General features: G+C 63.4%; 18 protein-coding genes. 14 read left to right on the forward strand and 4 right to left on the reverse strand.

The annotated features are described in order from the left end of the window. Positions 1 to 352: 352 nt before the first annotated feature. Positions 353 to 1,081, reverse strand: coding sequence for a response regulator (locus CCC_RS08525; protein WP_009871150.1), 729 nt, complete (start codon positions 1,079 to 1,081; stop codon positions 353 to 355). After that, positions 1,078 to 2,451, reverse strand: coding sequence for an ATP-binding protein (locus tag CCC_RS22765; protein ID WP_160295528.1), 1,374 nt, complete (start codon positions 2,449 to 2,451; stop codon positions 1,078 to 1,080). Before CCC_RS22765 ends, CCC_RS08525 begins: the two co-directional genes overlap by 4 nt. Positions 2,452 to 2,625: 174 nt before the next feature. On the opposite strand from CCC_RS22765, the gene CCC_RS08535 reads away from it, so the two are divergent. From CCC_RS08535 to CCC_RS08595, 14 genes are all read left to right on the forward strand, one after another. After that, complete coding sequence (locus tag CCC_RS08535; protein WP_009871152.1) at positions 2,626 to 3,051, forward strand: FixH family protein; 426 nt, start codon at positions 2,626 to 2,628, stop codon at positions 3,049 to 3,051. Between the two features lie 75 nt (positions 3,052 to 3,126). Beyond that, entirely contained in the window at positions 3,127 to 4,383 is a 1,257-nt protein-coding gene (locus CCC_RS08540; protein WP_160295529.1) for a TolC family protein, read from the forward strand. Next, positions 4,380 to 5,825, forward strand: a complete 1,446-nt coding sequence (locus tag CCC_RS08545) for an efflux RND transporter periplasmic adaptor subunit (protein WP_009871154.1) — start codon at positions 4,380 to 4,382, stop codon at positions 5,823 to 5,825. Before CCC_RS08540 ends, CCC_RS08545 begins: the two co-directional genes overlap by 4 nt. A 19-nt stretch (positions 5,826 to 5,844) precedes the next feature. Then, positions 5,845 to 8,979, forward strand: coding sequence for an efflux RND transporter permease subunit (locus tag CCC_RS08550; protein WP_009871155.1), 3,135 nt, complete (start codon positions 5,845 to 5,847; stop codon positions 8,977 to 8,979). Continuing rightward, positions 8,972 to 9,604, forward strand: coding sequence for a c-type cytochrome (locus CCC_RS08555; RefSeq protein ID WP_009871156.1), 633 nt, complete (start codon positions 8,972 to 8,974; stop codon positions 9,602 to 9,604). Before CCC_RS08550 ends, CCC_RS08555 begins: the two co-directional genes overlap by 8 nt. A gap of 32 nt (positions 9,605 to 9,636) precedes the next feature. Further along, positions 9,637 to 10,860: an HD-GYP domain-containing protein gene (locus tag CCC_RS08560; RefSeq protein ID WP_009871157.1), complete on the forward strand. Its 1,224-nt coding sequence runs from the start codon at positions 9,637 to 9,639 to the stop codon at positions 10,858 to 10,860. 19 nt (positions 10,861 to 10,879) lie between these two features. Further along, positions 10,880 to 11,329 (forward strand): DUF411 domain-containing protein, encoded by a 450-nt coding sequence (locus tag CCC_RS08565; protein WP_009871158.1) that lies wholly within the window; start codon positions 10,880 to 10,882, stop codon positions 11,327 to 11,329. 131 nt (positions 11,330 to 11,460) lie between these two features. Beyond that, complete coding sequence (locus CCC_RS08570; protein ID WP_009871159.1) at positions 11,461 to 11,781, forward strand: hypothetical protein; 321 nt, start codon at positions 11,461 to 11,463, stop codon at positions 11,779 to 11,781. A gap of 164 nt (positions 11,782 to 11,945) precedes the next feature. Next, positions 11,946 to 12,284 carry a hypothetical protein gene (locus CCC_RS08575; RefSeq protein ID WP_009871160.1) on the forward strand — a complete coding sequence of 113 codons (339 nt, stop codon included), beginning with the start codon at positions 11,946 to 11,948 and terminating at the stop codon, positions 12,282 to 12,284. Between the two features lie 161 nt (positions 12,285 to 12,445). Next, positions 12,446 to 12,574 (forward strand): hypothetical protein, encoded by a 129-nt coding sequence (locus CCC_RS22930; protein ID WP_269078874.1) that lies wholly within the window; start codon positions 12,446 to 12,448, stop codon positions 12,572 to 12,574. 246 nt (positions 12,575 to 12,820) lie between these two features. Beyond that, positions 12,821 to 13,219: a flagellar basal body rod protein FlgB gene (locus CCC_RS08580; RefSeq protein ID WP_009871161.1), complete on the forward strand. Its 399-nt coding sequence runs from the start codon at positions 12,821 to 12,823 to the stop codon at positions 13,217 to 13,219. Between the two features lie 11 nt (positions 13,220 to 13,230). After that, positions 13,231 to 13,641, forward strand: coding sequence for a flagellar basal body rod protein FlgC (flgC, locus tag CCC_RS08585; RefSeq protein WP_041040847.1), 411 nt, complete (start codon positions 13,231 to 13,233; stop codon positions 13,639 to 13,641). A 21-nt stretch (positions 13,642 to 13,662) separates the two neighbouring features. Next, a complete protein-coding gene (locus tag CCC_RS08590; protein WP_041040849.1) occupies positions 13,663 to 14,034 on the forward strand; it encodes a hypothetical protein in 372 nt (123 codons plus the stop codon). Positions 14,035 to 14,066: 32 nt separating this feature from the next. Further along, on the forward strand, positions 14,067 to 14,393 hold the full coding sequence (locus CCC_RS08595; RefSeq protein ID WP_041040851.1) for a hypothetical protein: 327 nt from the start codon (positions 14,067 to 14,069) through the stop codon (positions 14,391 to 14,393). Here the strand turns inward: CCC_RS08595 and CCC_RS08600 are convergent, their stop codons facing one another. Then, the gene (locus CCC_RS08600) at positions 14,394 to 14,690 is read right to left on the reverse strand and encodes a hypothetical protein (RefSeq protein ID WP_041040853.1); all 297 of its coding nucleotides are present in this window, start codon (positions 14,688 to 14,690) and stop codon (positions 14,394 to 14,396) included. A 27-nt stretch (positions 14,691 to 14,717) separates the two neighbouring features. Continuing rightward, positions 14,718 to 15,797: a class I SAM-dependent methyltransferase gene (locus tag CCC_RS08605; protein WP_152619740.1), complete on the reverse strand. Its 1,080-nt coding sequence runs from the start codon at positions 15,795 to 15,797 to the stop codon at positions 14,718 to 14,720. Positions 15,798 to 15,811 lie beyond the last annotated feature (14 nt).

Below are 15,811 nucleotides of genomic sequence, written 5' to 3' on the forward strand. Positions count from 1 at the left end.
TGATGGATGCCGGGCATGCCCTGTGGGCGCGGATCGTCCAGGAGGCGACGGCGGACCATCCCAGCACGGTGCTGGTGGAGTATTACGGCCCGGCCATCACCGCCCGACCGGCGGTAGGGCCGACGTGGTAGAGGTCCACCTGCCGAGGGAAGCGGCCAAGCACTCCCATGAAGCTGCGGGACCGGCCCAATTCGGGGCGTTGTCTTGAGGCACAAAGGTGAGGCACAATGGCCTCGGAATGCCAGAAGTGCCGGAGGGTAAAACGGCGAAAACCCTTGATTTTCAAGGGGGTGGCGGAGGGGAGGAGGCTGGAGGAGAACCTTCTCCAAGCCAATCCATATTTATACGTATCTCAGCTATATTTCACATCCACCGTCAGCACATAGCCGCCACCGCGCACCGTCTTGAACAATTCGGGCGTTTTGGGGTCAGTCTCCATCTTGCGGCGCAGGCGGCCGACCTGGACGTCGATGGTGCGATCGAACGGCCCAGAAACCCGCCCTCGCGCCAGGTCAAGCAACTGGTCGCGGCTGAGCACCTGATGGGGATGGCGAAGGAAGGCCAGCAGTAGGTCGAATTCGCCGCTGGTTATTTCCGCCAGGACGCCGTCAGGTGAGGTCAGACGGCGGCGGGAGACGTCCAGGTGCCAGCCGGAAAATTCCAGGATTTCGACTGGTTCATCTGCTGGCGTGGGTTCTCTGGGGGCGCTCTGCATCATCTGACCAGCCCGGCGCAGGACAGCGCGGATACGGGCCAGAAGTTCGCGGGTGCTGAACGGTTTGGCGAGGTAGTCGTCGGCTCCCATTTCCAAGCCCACTACCCGGTCTGTCTCGCTGCCCATGGCGGTCAACATGATGATCGGCAGGCTGGTTGTAGCCCGCAGGTGGCGGCACAGTGACAGGCCGTCCTCACCCGGCAGCATCAGGTCGAGGATCACCAGATCGGCAGCCTCGTTCACTAGCGCCTGGCGCATGGTATCGCCGTCGCCTGCCGTGGCAACGGTGTAGCCTTGTCCCGTCAGGAATTGGGTCAGCAGGGCGCAGATCTCAGGGTCGTCATCGACAATCAGGACATGGGTCATGGCACGCCCTCCTGCGGCAAGGTCACGGTGACACGCAAGCCGCCTTCCTGGCGGTTCTGGAGGAGAATATTGCCGCCATGAGCGCGGATGATGCCGCGGGCCACTGTCAGGCCCAGGCCGATTCCTCCGGTCTTGCGGTTGCGCGAGCCTTCGACCCGGTAGAATGGGCCAAACACCTTGTCCAGTTCGGCTTCGGGAATGCCGGGGCCGGAATCCTCGATCACCACCTCGACGGCCTGATCGGTCGCATGAGCCCTGACCTTGGCCTGCCGGCCGTAGCGGGCGGCATTTTCGATCAGATTGGCCAGCGCTCGTTTGATCGCGGCGGGGCGGCAGGCGCAGACCAAGCGCCGCTCCCATTCAAATTCCGCCGCGAGGCCCATGTCGGCGGCGTTGTCGCAGATGGCCTCCAGCGTGGCGGCGAGGTCGATGGTCTCGGTCGTTTCATCGACCGCCTCGCCACGGGCGAAATCCAGGGACGAGGCCACCATGGTTTCCATCTCGTCCAGGTCGCGCAACATCTTGTCGCGCCCCTCACCCTCGGGTAGCAGTTCTGTACGCAGACGCAGGCGGGTGATGGGGCTACGCAGGTCATGGGAGATGGCAGCCAGCATCTGGGTTCGATCCTCGACGAAGCGACGGATACGGCTCTGCATTTCGTTGAAGGCCGCTACGGCGCGGCGAACCTCGCGCGGCCCGCCCTCGGGCAATCGGGGAGCATTGACATCGCGGCCCAGGCGGTCAGCTGCGGTGGCGAAGGTGGCCAGCGGGCGGCCCACCCAGCCGGTGGCCCAGGTGCCGAACACCAGGACGGCGACCATCATCACCAGAGTCGAAAGGGCGGCATGGGGCGACCACAGGGTGGCGGCACGGACCATGGCCATGTCGAAGTTCACCCAGGTTCCGCTCTCCAACTGGAAAGACACCTGCATAATCCGGTCATGGGGGAAGCCGGCAGCTAAGTTCCGCCAAAATCCAGCTTGCTCTCCGCTTTCCGTTCGGTGATGCACCACATGCAGGCGGGGATGCTCCACCGCCCCAAAATAGGGCTGCAGTGCCGTTTGCATCAACGACAGTTCCTCCTCATCCTGGTGAATGAGACCGACCTTGGGCTGGTCCGACAGGGTGATTTCGGTCAGTGCCCCACCTAGCCCACCGACGATGGCGCCTCGGTCTTGAGGAGAAGCCCGCTCGATTAGATGGGCGATGACGGCAATATGATCGGCGCACAGGCGTTCGCTGGTTTCGATGAGAGTATCATGGCGGTCGGAGGACAGCACCCAGGTGCTGGCGATGTGCGACAGCGTCAGCCCGATCAACAGGACGATCATCGTCCGACCGGCGATGGAATCGGGAAGCAATGACCTCATTCGAGAACTCTCCGGTCTTTCGGACTTACAGATCATCATTACCGCCACCGTGGCTACGGTGCGAGAGGGGATTTGGTAAAGAATCGTGTCTTGCTCATTTACATAAATTTACACGCCATCCTTCTCCCTGGGGCGTATACCGATTGTCAGGTTTGACTTGATCGGGAGCCGACGATGCGACTGAAGTTGATGGCGGTGATGAGCATGGTGGTGGGCCTGGGTGCCGCCTCGAGTACGGCCTTGGCCGACCCCAGGGATTACCGTTTCGAGGCGGTGGATTCTCAGGTGGCGGTCTCCTCCACAGCCACGGTAGCGGTACGACTGATCCATCTGCCCGATGGCAAGCCGGTGGCGGGCGCCATTCTCTTTCAGCCCAGGATGGAAATGCCCATGGGTAACATGGCCCCAATGCCGACCAAGGTGGCGCCCAACACTCCTGATGGGAAGGGCATCTACCCTTTCACCGCGGATATCGGCATGGCGGGGCCTTGGACCCTAACGGTGTCCGCCAAGGTCCAGGGTGAAGCCACGACCATTTCGGGATCCGTGCCCTTCGTCGCGGCCGCGGCTGCCCACAGTAGCGCCGACCACAAGCACTGATACCAATCGGAAGAGGAAAATATGGCGATGAACCGGCGAAATCCTGCGGTAACGGCTTTGGTCGCGGTTGGACTGATGTTCGCATCGGCAGCCAGGGCGGAAGAAGGCCAACATCGTCATGATCATCAGGCCAATGCTGCCGTTGGCGGTACGGTCGATGACCTAATCTCCATCGCCCGCCAGATGAGCCCAGAGCTTCAGATTGCCGCCCTGGAGGCTGCTGCTGCTCTGGCCAAGGTCGATGGCGCCGGTTCGCTGGCCGACCCCAAGGTGTCGCTGGCGGTCGAGGATTGGAGCACCAACCGCAATGGCGGCAATTTCCCCTCTAATCCGGCCTCACAGACCACCAAGAAGCTGCGGGTCAGCCAGGAATTGCCGTTCTGGGGCAAGCGCGACCTGAAGCGCGAGATCGCCGAGGCCGGGGCGCGCAAGGCCGCCATCCTCAAGCGGCAGGTGGAGAACGAGTTGGTGGCCAAGGTCAAGGTGGCCTATGCCGAATACCATTCCGCTCACTTGGCAATTGATGCCGCCCGTGATCTTCGGGGGCGCTTGGACACCCTGGCCAAGTTGGCGCGGGCCCGCTACGGCCAAGCCCTGGGGCGGCAGCAGGATGTTACCCGCTCCGAGGTCGAGAAGTCGGTGCTGGACACCGAGATCGTCCGCATGGACGGTGAGCGCCGCAAGGCCCGGGTCAAGATCAACCGCCTGCTGGCCCGTCCGCTCGATGCTCCCCTGGTGGAAGCCCCGGCACCGCGCGTCATCCCGGCCATGGAAGCCCTCGACCTCACCGCCTTGACGGATCGGGCCCAAAGCGCCAATCCCGAGATCATCGCGCAGCAAGTGACCATCGAGGGCTCGGACAAGGCACTTAGTTTGGCCGAGAAAAGCTGGTATCCCGATTTCGAGTTGACCGCCGGGGCGGTCAAGCGCGAGGGCGAATGGCGCGGCTATGAGGCCATGGTCGCCATGAACATCCCGCTGCAATGGAACCTGCGCACTTCAGAAATCGGCGAGGCCAAGGCCATGGCCGGCGCCGCCCGGACCAAACGCGAGCTGCGCGCCCTCGAACTGGGCAACGAGGTAGCCGATGCCTGGATCAGCCTGAAATCCGCCCGCGAGGTGGAGAGGCTGCTGCGCGAAAGCCAGTTACCCCAGGCTGAGATCGGCTTTCAGGCCGCCGCCAAGGGCTATGAACTGGGGCGGTCGGATCTGATCGACGTGCTGCAGACCGAGCAGCAGTTGTGGAAATCTAACATCGACCTGATCAAGGTGCTGTTCGAGCAGCAGATGCGCTTGGCCGAACTGGAGAAGCTGGTGGGAGGCGACCTATGAGCACCACACGCGCCATCCTGCTCGGCGGTGTCGCCGTTATCGCCGCCCTGGGCGGCGGCTACTGGCTGGGCCGTTCCGGCCAACCGCACAAAGCCCCGGCGACCAATACCGCCACACCGCCAGCTGCCGCCGGCTCCCATACCGGCCACGACGCGGCGGCGCAGGTCGCTAAAGAGCGCCAAATCTTGTTCTACCAGCATCCCGACGGCAATGCCGATTACTCGCCGGTGCCCAAGAAGGACGATAAGGGCCGCGACTACACCCCGGTCTACGCCGATCCCGAGCCGGAACCCGTTGCCGCCAAGCCGGCTGGCAAGGGCAAGATTCTCTACTATCGCAATCCCATGGGTCTGGCCGACACCTCCCCGGTGCCGAAGAAGGACGGCATGGGCATGGATTACGTCCCGGTCTATGAGGGTGAGGACGACGGCACCACCCTGAAGGTCAGCCTCGACAAGGTCCAGAAGCTGGGCGTCCGCACCGAGGCCGCCCGGATGACCACCCTGGCCCGCTCCATCCGCGCCGTGGGCTCGGTCCAGGTGGACGAGCGCAACCTCCATGTGGTGGCGTCCAAGTTCGAGGGCTACATCGAGCGCCTCAACGTCAACCAGACCGGTCAGGCGGTCAAACGCGGCCAGTCGCTGATGGAGGTCTACAGCCCCGATCTGGTGCTGGCCGAGCAGGAATTCCTGGTAGCCGCCACGGGGGCAAAATCCCTGGAGAACGCCAGCCCGGAGGCCCGCGATGCCGCCCGGTCCCTGGCGGATGGCGCCCTGGCGCGGCTGAAGAACTGGGACATCCCCACCGCCCAGATCGAGAAGCTGCGTCAGGGTGGCCAGATCACCCGCACCCTGTCTTTCGCCGCGCCAGCCTCGGGCATCGTGCTGGAGAAGCGGGCCATCCAGGGCATGCGTTTCATGCCGGGCGAGATGCTCTACCAGATCGCCGATCTTTCCACCGTCTGGGTGATCGCCGAGGTATTCGAGCAAGATCTGGCTCAGGTCAATCTCGGCCAGACCGCCCGCGTCAATTTTAACGCCCTGCCGGGTCTGACCTTCACCGGCAAGGTCACCTTCCTCTATCCCACCGTGACGCCTGAGACCCGCACCGCCAAGGTACGGATCGAACTGCCCAACCACGACGGCCACCTGAAGCCCGCCCTCTACGGCGCGGTGGAGCTGGCCTCGCCTGTGGCCGACCGGCCGGTCCTGACCATCCCCGACTCGGCAGTGTTGGACAGCGGCACAAAGCAAGCGGTGCTGGTGGAGCGCGGCGAAGGCCGCTACGAACCGCGCGAGGTCAAGGTCGGCGTCCGGGCCGGCGGCCTGATTCAGATCCAGGAAGGCCTGGCCGAAGGGGAAAAGGTGGTGGTGAGCGCCAACTTCCTGATCGACGCCGAGAGCAATCTGCGCGCCGCACTCCAGAGCTTCCACAACCACTGAGAGTGGGAAGAGCCCGATCATGATCGCCGCCATCATCCGCTGGTCCGCCAAGAATGTCTTCCTGGTGCTACTAGCCACCCTGTTCATTGTCGGCGCCGGCACCCTGGCGGTGAAGCATCTGCCGCTGGACGCCCTGCCCGACCTCTCCGACGTGCAGGTGATTCTCTATACCGAGGTGCCCGGTCAGGCCCCCCAGGTGGTGGAGGACCAGGTCACCTATCCGCTGACCACCGCCATGCTGAGCGTGCCCCGCTCCAAGACGGTGCGCGGCTTTTCGTTCTTCGGGGTCAGCTTCGTCTACATCATCTTCGAGGACGGCACCGACATCTACTGGGCGCGGTCGCGGGTGCTGGAATACCTCAGCTTCGCCGCCAAGCGCCTGCCGGCCGGGGTGACCCCGACACTGGGCCCCGACGCCACCGGCGTGGGCTGGGTCTACCAGTACGTGGTGCTGGCCAAGGACCGCACTCTCGCCGAACTGCGCACCACCCAGGACTGGTATCTGCGCTACCAGCTGGCCAAGGCCGAGGGCGTGGCCGAGGTGGCCGGCGTCGGCGGCTTCGTCCAGCAATACCAGGTGGTGGTCGATCCCCAGCGCCTGCAGGCCTACAACATCCCGCTGGCCAAGATCACCGAGGTCATCCGCAAGAGCAACATCGACGTGGGCGGCCGGGTGGTAGAGCTGGCCGAGACCGAATTCGTGGTGCGTGGCCGCGGCTATCTGCGCGGCATCGCCGATATCGAGCAGTTGGTGCTGAAGTCGGAACGTGGCACCCCGGTGCTGCTGCGCGACGTGGCTCGGGTCGAGCTCGGCCCCGACGAGCGGCGCGGCCTGACCGAACTGAACGGCGAGGGCGAGGTGGTCAGCGGCATCGTGCTGCAACGCTTCGGCCAGAATGCGCTGGACGTCATCGAACGGGTCAAAGCCAAGATCGCCGAGGTTTCCTCCGGCCTGCCCGAAGGCGTCACCATCAAGGCGGTCTATGACCGCTCCGACCTGATCCTGCGGGCCGTCGAGACCCTCAAGCACACCCTGATCGAGGAAAGCCTGATCGTCGCCGCCGTTTGCCTAGTGTTCCTGCTGCATCTGCGTTCGGCCCTGGTGGCCATCATCATGCTGCCGGTGGGCGTGCTGATCGCCGCTATCGTCATGCAGGCCCTGGGCATGACATCGAACATCATGAGCCTGGGCGGTGTCGCCATCGCGGTAGGGGCCATGGTGGACGCCGCCATCGTCATGATCGAGAACGCCCACAAGCATCTGGAGCGCATGAAACCGGGCGACAGCCGGGCCGAGGCCCTGATCGCCGCCGCCATCGAGGTGGGGCCGAGCCTGTTCTTCGGCCTGCTGATCATCACCGTGTCGTTCCTCCCCGTTTTCACCCTGGAGGCCCAGGAGGGACGGCTGTTCAAGCCGCTGGCCTTCACCAAGACCTTTTCCATGGCGGGGGCGGCGCTGCTGTCGGTGACCCTGGTGCCGGTGCTGATGATGCTGTTCATTCGGGGCAAGATCATTCCCGAGCACAGGAATCCCATCAACCGGGCCCTGATCTGGAGCTACCGGCCGATGATCACCGGGGTGATGAAGGCCAAGATCGTCACCATCGCCGTGGCCTTGGCCGCCCTGGCAGCGTCGTGGTACCCGCTGTCCAAACTGGGCAGCGAGTTCATGCCGACGCTCAACGAGGGCACCCTGCTCTACATGCCGACCACCCTGCCCGGCCTGTCCATCACCAAGGCGGCCGAGTTGATCCAGACTCAGGACAAGATCATCAAGAGCTTCCCCGAGGTCGAATCGGTGTGGGGCAAGGCCGGTCGCGCCGGGACCGCCACCGATCCTGCCCCCACCGAGATGTTCGAGACGGTGATCAACCTCAAGCCCGAGGCAGAGTGGCGGCCCGGCCTGACCACCGACAAGCTGATCGCCGAAATGGACAAGGCCTTGCAGATGCCCGGCGTGTCCAACGCCTGGACCATGCCGCTGCGTGCCCGCATCGACATGCTGTCCACCGGCATCCGCACCCCCATCGGCATCAAGGTGTTCGGCAAGGATCTGGACGAGATGGAGAAGATCGCCCGCCAGATCGAGGCGGTGGTGCGCACTGTTCCCGGCACCACCTCGGCTTATGCCGAGCGTATCGGCGGCGGCTTCTACCTCAATATCGAACCCGACCGCGCCCAACTGGCCCGCTACGGCATCACCATCGGCGATTTCCAGGAGGTGATCCTGACCGCGCTCGGCGGCGAGACCGTCACCACCACGGTGGAGGGGCGCGAGCGCTTCTCGGTCAATGTCCGCTATCCCCGCGAGTTCCGCTCCGACCCCCAGGCCATCGCCGACCGGGTGCTGGTGTCGGGCATGGACGGCGCCCAGGTGCCTTTGGGCCAGTTGGCCAAGGTACGGCTGTCCAAGGGCCCCGCTGGCATCCGCACGGAGAACGCCCTGCTGTCGGCCTATATCTACGTCGACATCCGCGACCGCGATATCGGCGGCTATGTGGCCGATGCCAGGAAGGCGGTGGCCGAGTCGGTCAAGATGCCGCCCGGTTACTTCGTCACCTGGTCGGGCCAGTTCGAGTACATGGAACGCGCCATCGAGAAGCTGAAGATCGTGGTACCGCTGACCATCGCCATCATCTTCCTGCTGCTCTACCTCAACTTCAAGCGGGTGACCGAGACCCTGATCGTCATGCTGTCGCTGCCCTTCGCCCTGGTGGGCGGGCTGTGGCTGCAATGGGTTCTGGGATACAACATGAGCGTGGCTGTGGCGGTGGGCTACATCGCCCTGGCTGGCGTCGCCGCCGAAACCGGCGTGGTGATGCTGATCTATCTCGACCACGCCCTGAACGAATTGAAGGCCAAACGCGTCGCCGAGGGGCTGCCCTTCACCCGTGCCGATCTCTACGAAGCCATCATGGAGGGCGCGGTGGAGCGGGTGCGGCCTAAGATGATGACGGTGGTGGCGATCATGGCCGGTCTGCTGCCCATCATGTGGAGTACCGGCACCGGCTCGGAGGTGATGCGCCGCATCGCCATGCCCATGGTCGGCGGCATGGTGTCGTCCACCATCCTCACCCTGATCGTCATCCCGGCCATCTACGGCCTGATCAAGCAGCGGGGTCTGCCGAACCGAAAGGAAGAGGCTCATGAATAGGCGCTCCATCACTTTTATCGCGGCGGGCCTGTTCACCGCCATCGGCGGGGCCGCCGCTATTGCCCTCTCGACCTTCGACGTATCGGCCCGAACCCGGCATTGGCCGGCGACCACCTGGGCGATCGAGACGATCCGGGACCATTCCATCCGCAACGCCGCCGCTGGCATTGCCGTGCCGGCCGGGCTGGAGGATCGGGTCAGCATCATGGCGGGTGTCGAGCACTACCGTGCCCATTGCGCCGTCTGCCACGGCGCTCCCGGCATCGAGCCGGACGTCATCGCCCGCGGAATGTACCCCGCGCCCCCCGATCTTCGCCATGCGGCGGAGCATCGTGGCCCGGCCGAACTGTTCTGGATCGTCAAGAACGGCATCAAGATGTCGGGTATGCCCGCCTGGGCCGATCACGGTGATGAGGAATTGTGGCCGGTGGTCGCCCTCATGCTGCAACTGCCCAAGATGACGGAGGCGGAGTACGTCAGACTTACGGCTGAGATCGATCAAGCCGCCGGCCATCACCAGCATGACACGGGGGCGATGCCTACCCCCGCCGCCATACCGGTGGCGGAAGCAGCCGCGCCGACACACAAGCATGATGGTCATTCCCACTCCCATGGCCATCACTGACGACGCAAACGGGTGAAGCTGACGAGGACAACATGACGACCGGCCGGCTGCGAGGATTGAGGCGCAAGATCGTCGGCCTGATCGGGCTGGGCGGCATCGTCCTGGCCATTCTTGGCGGCGGGATCACCTACATGGTGGAGATGGAGCGGCTCGACAGCTTGGTCGAGCGGTTGGCCCGTGATCAGGCCCTTCACCTCATCCACGCCCTGCGCGGGAGCCAAGGCGCGACCGGAGCGCCCACCCTGGCGACCGGCGGCTTCCTTTACCTCCGGGTCGATGCGGGCGATGGAAGTCCCACCCAGGAAATCCGGCAAGGCGATATGCCCACGTCCGCCCGGCAGCGGCTCGACACCCTGCTGTCCACGGCGGATGTCGAGCATAGCCACCTCAACTTCACCGATGGCGGCCGAACCTACATGCTGCTGTCGTTTCCCCTTGCCGATACCGTCGGCCGGTTCACCGGCCTTTACCGCGTCGAGGAGCCCCTGGCCCGTGAGTTGTTCCGGCAGGTCGTGTGGTCCGTGGCGGGTGTTTTCCTCATCGTCGTCACCTCGACCCTGATCCTCATCCCGCTCATCCTCGGGCTCGAACGACAGGTGCTGCACCATGCCCGCGATGCCATCGAGGCCAATCTCGATGCGCTGGTCACCCTGGGCAGTGCCATCGCCAAGCGCGACAGTGACACCGACGCCCATAACTACCGGGTCACCCTTTATGCCATCCGCCTGGCTGAAAGCATGGGGCTGGGGGCCGAGCGGATTCGCCACCTGATCCGCGGCGCCTTCCTGCACGATGTCGGCAAGATCGCCATTCCCGACCACATCCTGCTCAAGCCCGGCTCGCTGAGTCCCGACGAATTCGAGGTGATGAAAAGTCATGTTCGCCATGGCGTCGATATTGTCGCCCAGTCCCGTTGGCTCGCTCCGGCCGTCGAGATCATCGGCGGCCATCACGAGAAATTCGATGGAAGTGGCTATCCGCAGGGCCTGACAGGGGAGAACATCCCGTTGCTGGCCCGGATCTTCGCCATTGCCGACGTCTTCGACGCCCTGACCTCGATACGGCCCTACAAGCTGGCCTTTCCCCTTGAATTGGCCAGCAACCTTCTGGCGGAGCAGCGCGGGCGGCATTTCGATCCGCAACTGCTGGATCGCTTTCTCGACCGTGCCAATGAGCTTTACGCCCATTACGGCAACGGCACCGACCGGGATATACGCAGGGAACTGGCGGTCGAACTGAAACGCTATTTCGGATGAACCAGACAGGATGAAACCCATGATCCCTCGACGTCTCATTCTCGCCGGTGCTGTCGCTCTGGGCGCTGCCGCCACCTTTGTCGCGTTCCAGCCGTCACCCGTCGCGGCACGCGAGGCCGTCGTTTACAAGAATCCGCAATGTGGCTGCTGCAAGGGCTGGGCGACCTACCTTCAGCGCAATGGCTACAAGGTCACGGTCATCGACGTCGACAACATGGAAGACCTGAAACGGCGCCTTCAGGTGCCCGACAGCCTGCATTCCTGCCACACCGCCAAGATCGATGGCTATGTGGTGGAGGGTCATGTGCCGGTGGAGGCCATCGACAAGTTGCTGACCAAGCGTCCCAGCTTCACAGGGATTGCCTCGCCGGGCATGCCGTCAGGTTCCCCGGGAATGGACGGCCCGAAGGAGGACAATGTCGTCAAGGCTTTCGGCCCCGGTGGGATCAGGGTTTTCGGGATATATTGATCCTCAGGCTGGCTTTACAAATCTTTACACGCGCTGTCGTCTGCCATTTACGTACAGGTGGTCCAATAGGTGTGTCGCGGGAAGCAGGGGCCCCACAGGGGGGCAACGCCCCGCCCACCGAGGAGACTAAAATGAAGAAGCTCATGATCGCCGCCGCCGTCCTCGCCGCCATCGCGGTCGCGCCGGCCTTCGCCCAGACCAAGTCGGAACCGCTGGACCCTCACACCTTTCCGTCGGGTGGTGACCACCAGATGAACAACGACACCAAGCCGGCCTATGGCGCCAAGAATATCCCGGTCGATACCCATTCCCAGATCATGACGGGTCCAGAGCATCAGATGGGGCCGCAGACGAAGCCGGCCCACGATGCCAAGAACGTCCCGCTGGATCCCCATACCCTTCCGTCGGGCGGGGATCACCAGATGCCCGTCACGCCGCCCGCCAAGAAGTAGGGACCGCGATTATCCGGTAATGGATGGGGCCGGACTTCACGGGCCGGCCCCATCTCTCGATCGGAACTTACAAAACTTTACAATTCAGGTCGTTGACGATGTCCGAAGCCCTGTTCCAATGGGGCAGTCGCAGGACGCGACGGAAATCGAGAAGGAGATTGACCATGAAGACCCTGTTCGCCGTTGCCGCCGTTACCCTGATGGCCATCGCCGCGACGTCCGCTTCCGCCGCCCCGGCTTGCGAAGGCCAAGTTGCGGAAATGCAGGCCGCCTGGAAGGCCGTGCCGCATCCCTACAGCAAGCTGGCCGAAAAGAAGACCCGAGCCGATCACGACCACAACGCCATGTCCGAAACCTATATGAACGGGCAGATGCGTCAGGCCGAGTCGCTGTGCAAGGGCGGCAATGACCACGAGGCGATGCTGCGGCTCGATGTGGTCCGTGCCTGGCTGAAGCTCCCCGAGATCACCCATCCGACCGAGCACAATTACCAGCCGAAGTAAGTCCAGTGAAGCGGCGTCATCACCCCCGACGCCGCTTCGGGGCGAGAACGGTCATCGGCGCCGACCGTTTTTGCGGGCGAGCGATGATGGTCGGCGCTCCCCCCTCGCCGAGCCATCATCGCCTCTCCACACTCCGCAACACTGACCCCAGAAAGCGCCTAATGTCCAAGAAGCTCACCATCCTGATCGTCGCAGTACTGGCGCTTGCCGCCTGTGAGCCCACGGGGCGCTACCGCAACGCCGATTCCGAGCGCTCCCCATCCTACGGCGGTACCGGTCATTCGCATTAGGGCGGGATAAAAGAGGGAATATCGGGCTGCGCACACCCTCGACGGCCCGATGGGGGCGATGGTGGCGGGGCTTTCCCCCGACTGAACCCACCATCGTCTTCCTCCTCAGGCGGATGTTTACAAAAGTTTACAATCGCCGACATCAGCCATTTACATGGCGATGCTGTGATGGTGGCACCCCAGGGAGGGAGGCCACCATGGAAACGACCGGCACTGAATCGTCGAAGGGCTTGGAGGGCTAAGGACATGCTCGACCAGCTCACGATCTTCAAGATGGCGCGGGCGCGCATGGACTGGGCCGCCCAACGACAAGAGGTGCTGGCCGGGAATGTGGCCAACGCCAACACCCCACGCTATCTGCCAAGGGACGTCAGGAAATTTGACTTCAAGGAAATGCTGGCCGAGGTTCAGGCACCGCCGCTCGCCACCACCCATTCCCAGCATATCGCCGGTCCAGCCAGTAATCCCCTTGCCGTAGAAACCACGCGCAAGCCTTTCGAGAGCACCCCGAACGGCAACGGTGTGGTGCTGGAGGAGCAGATGGCGAAGATCAGCGACACCAAGGGCGCCCACAACATGGCCGCCGACATCTACCAGAAGAACCTGAAGATGATGCGCCTTGCGCTCGGTCGCACCGGCGTTTGAGGAGGATGGTCATGGACCCCTTGATGAACAGTTCGAAGATCGCTAAATCCGGCCTGAAGGTACAGTCGCAGCGGCTGCGGGTGATTTCCGAGAACCTCGCCAACGCAGATTCCCTGGCCCAGACTCCCGAGGGGCTGCCCTACCAGCGCAAGACGGTAACCTTCAAGAACGAACTCGACCGCGAGATGGGAACCAAACTGGTCAAGGTGGACAAGGTCCGCCCCGATAACGCCGAATTCCAGCGGCGCTATGATCCCAAGCACCCGGCCGCCGACCGCGACGGCTATGTGCTGGCCCCCAACGTCAACCCGCTGATCGAGATGATGGACATGCGCGAGGCCCAGCGCAGCTACGAGGCCAATCTCCAGGTGATCCAGACCTCCCGGACGATGATGGACCGGACGATGGACCTGCTCAAATAGGCCCGGCCAGAGGAGGTTGACATGACGGCATCACGACTCATTCCTGCCCTGGTGATCGCCTTGCTGGCGCCGCCGCTCTCCCTGGGAACGGTACATGCCGGCGAGGTTACCGAGGCCGAAGCCTGCCAGACCCAACTCGATGAACTCGGCGCCAACCTGCGGGGCGCCCCCATGGGAGCAATCGGTCGGCCCGGACAGCCCCCAGTCAAACTCGATAACGGGAAGTGGTATCCGGTCTCCGAGATTGATTCAATTCGGCAGGAGTTGCACCGGGCGGCAAGGCTATGCCGGGAAGGAAAAACGCACGAGGGCCTCAACGAACTGAATCTGGTCCGGCGGCATTTCGACCTTGCCGCCCTGCCGCATCCGGAAAGCCATGGAGTCCAGAAGTAGAGCCCGGGCCCCTCCAGCACGGAGTTGCCGCCATGACACGCACACCGCTCATCGTCACCCGCTCCCTCTCGTTCAACGGTATTGGCGTCGAAGCCGCAACGGCGGCTCTGGCTGCCCTCGGGGGCGGCGCCGATATTGACGCCGAATCCAGAGGAGCACGGCTGATAATCCGCTATGACCTTCGTCGCTTGCGTCTCGACGATATCGAGAAAGCAATAGCGGAAGCCGGGGGGCGGCCCGCCGGAGGCATCTTCGAGAAAGTCCGGCGGAGTTGGATGCGGTTCACCGATGAGAACCGGCTGAACAATGCCGAAGCGCCGTCGCATGGTTGCTGCAACCGGCCCCCGAGGGGGAAATAACTACGACGGTTGGACCGGCAATCGGATTTGCTGGAAGATCATCCGGCGGCAGTCGGCGATCTCGACCACGATGGCGTCGTCCCGAGAATGCTCCACGTCAAGCGATGTGACCGGATGGGCCGTCGCCAGGACGTTGGAGACATCCACGAAAAGGCCGGGGGCGGCGGCCTCATCGATAGTTGCCACCCACTCCAGACACTGCCCCCGCCATCCCCTGGAAAAGCCCAGTTGGGCGAGGGCGATCGCCGTCATTACCGATCTGGAGGCTTGGCCGAAGCGAACGGTGATCCGCAACATACCGGCCTCCTCCAGTCCGGCCACCGCTCACCGCCGATGTGTGCTGGTCGAACTGACGACCTTCTTGTAGAGCTTCTGGTTGGGTGCCATGGGGAACGGGAAGGAGGCGTCAACCGGTTGGAGCCCATGGCGGCGCAGAAGATCGTCCTCCTTGCCGGCGAACACCACGTTGCGACGAAGGTGGGACGGATAGGGGTAATGACCGAACGAGGCGGAGAAGAACAGCAGCCCATCCTTCTTCAGCAGGGCCGCCATGGCCGCCACCGCCTTCTCGACGTCGAAAATGTGCTCCATCACCTCGGTACAGACGCCGAAGTCGAAGCTTTCCTTAAAGGGATGGGGAAGACTGGACATGGCCACGTCGAGTTCCAGGCACTCGACGTTGGTGACGCCCATACGCCGGTCCTTCCAGCGGGCGAAGTCCAGCATCTTGCTGGAGAAATCAACCAGCAGGCAGCGCCCCGTGCCGGTGGTGGCCATCAGGGTGGTCATCAGACCGGAATTGCCGCCAAAGTCGAAAGCCGCCTTCGGTTTGATGTGGGTGACCGCCCAGAACGGTAGGGCCTGGAGGGCCAGTTGCAGATTATCCGAGATCAATTTTCGGAAGGTGCAGCCCACCGGGAAAGCCAGGCTGTCATAGAAACTCTTCAGGGTATCCGCCGAAAGATCGTCCTCATCGGCCGCCAGATTCTTCCAGCCGGTGTCGAAAATTTCGCCGGTCTGGGCAGCCAGCGTCATCATCTCGGCCGGAGTCGATTTGGCGTAGATGGCGTAGAGCTGCCAGATCAGATCAGGAATGGATGTCCCCTGCGGCGCTCCAACCGCGACGAGCAGTCTGGGATAAATCGCCTCGCGGATCTTGAGGGCGACCTTCTCCACCTGGACCGTCTGCTCGATCAGCGCCAGAATTTTCTGCGCGGCACCAAAATTCAGCTTCCGATATTGGTCCTGAAAGTGAATGCACCCTCGGGACAGGTCTTCCGGGTTGAGGATCGACATCCTACCGTCATTGCGGTTGATTACCGCCGCATGACGTACATAGGTTTCATCAGCATTTGGGGCGGCCAAGCCCGTAAAGATCAGGTCAATGACATCCGCTTGCGCCACGTATCCCCCCTTGG

Origin of the sequence: Paramagnetospirillum magnetotacticum MS-1 (assembly GCF_000829825.1) — a bacterium.
In the GTDB taxonomy this organism is placed as follows: domain Bacteria; phylum Pseudomonadota; class Alphaproteobacteria; order Rhodospirillales; family Magnetospirillaceae; genus Phaeospirillum; species Phaeospirillum magnetotacticum.

Excerpts from the sequence above, each read along its gene's own strand:
- CCC_RS08560 (WP_009871157.1), top strand. The coding sequence starts at position 9,637 with ATGACGACCGGCCGGCTGCGAGGATTGAGGCGCAAGATCGTCGGCCTG.
- CCC_RS22765 (WP_160295528.1), bottom strand. The coding sequence starts at position 2,451 with ATGAGGTCATTGCTTCCCGATTCCATCGCCGGTCGGACGATGATCGTC.
- CCC_RS08600 (WP_041040853.1), bottom strand. The coding sequence starts at position 14,690 with ATGTTGCGGATCACCGTTCGCTTCGGCCAAGCCTCCAGATCGGTAATG.
- CCC_RS08555 (WP_009871156.1), top strand. The coding sequence starts at position 8,972 with ATGAATAGGCGCTCCATCACTTTTATCGCGGCGGGCCTGTTCACCGCC.
- CCC_RS22930 (WP_269078874.1), top strand. The coding sequence starts at position 12,446 with ATGTCCAAGAAGCTCACCATCCTGATCGTCGCAGTACTGGCGCTTGCC.
- flgC (WP_041040847.1), top strand. The coding sequence starts at position 13,231 with ATGGACCCCTTGATGAACAGTTCGAAGATCGCTAAATCCGGCCTGAAG.
- CCC_RS08535 (WP_009871152.1), top strand. The coding sequence starts at position 2,626 with ATGCGACTGAAGTTGATGGCGGTGATGAGCATGGTGGTGGGCCTGGGT.
- CCC_RS08570 (WP_009871159.1), top strand. The coding sequence starts at position 11,461 with ATGAAGAAGCTCATGATCGCCGCCGCCGTCCTCGCCGCCATCGCGGTC.
- CCC_RS08575 (WP_009871160.1), top strand. The coding sequence starts at position 11,946 with ATGAAGACCCTGTTCGCCGTTGCCGCCGTTACCCTGATGGCCATCGCC.
- CCC_RS08565 (WP_009871158.1), top strand. The coding sequence starts at position 10,880 with ATGATCCCTCGACGTCTCATTCTCGCCGGTGCTGTCGCTCTGGGCGCT.
- CCC_RS08525 (WP_009871150.1), bottom strand. The coding sequence starts at position 1,081 with ATGACCCATGTCCTGATTGTCGATGACGACCCTGAGATCTGCGCCCTG.
- CCC_RS08595 (WP_041040851.1), top strand. The coding sequence starts at position 14,067 with ATGACACGCACACCGCTCATCGTCACCCGCTCCCTCTCGTTCAACGGT.
- CCC_RS08545 (WP_009871154.1), top strand. The coding sequence starts at position 4,380 with ATGAGCACCACACGCGCCATCCTGCTCGGCGGTGTCGCCGTTATCGCC.
- CCC_RS08580 (WP_009871161.1), top strand. The coding sequence starts at position 12,821 with ATGCTCGACCAGCTCACGATCTTCAAGATGGCGCGGGCGCGCATGGAC.
- CCC_RS08540 (WP_160295529.1), top strand. The coding sequence starts at position 3,127 with ATGTTCGCATCGGCAGCCAGGGCGGAAGAAGGCCAACATCGTCATGAT.
- CCC_RS08590 (WP_041040849.1), top strand. The coding sequence starts at position 13,663 with ATGACGGCATCACGACTCATTCCTGCCCTGGTGATCGCCTTGCTGGCG.
- CCC_RS08550 (WP_009871155.1), top strand. The coding sequence starts at position 5,845 with ATGATCGCCGCCATCATCCGCTGGTCCGCCAAGAATGTCTTCCTGGTG.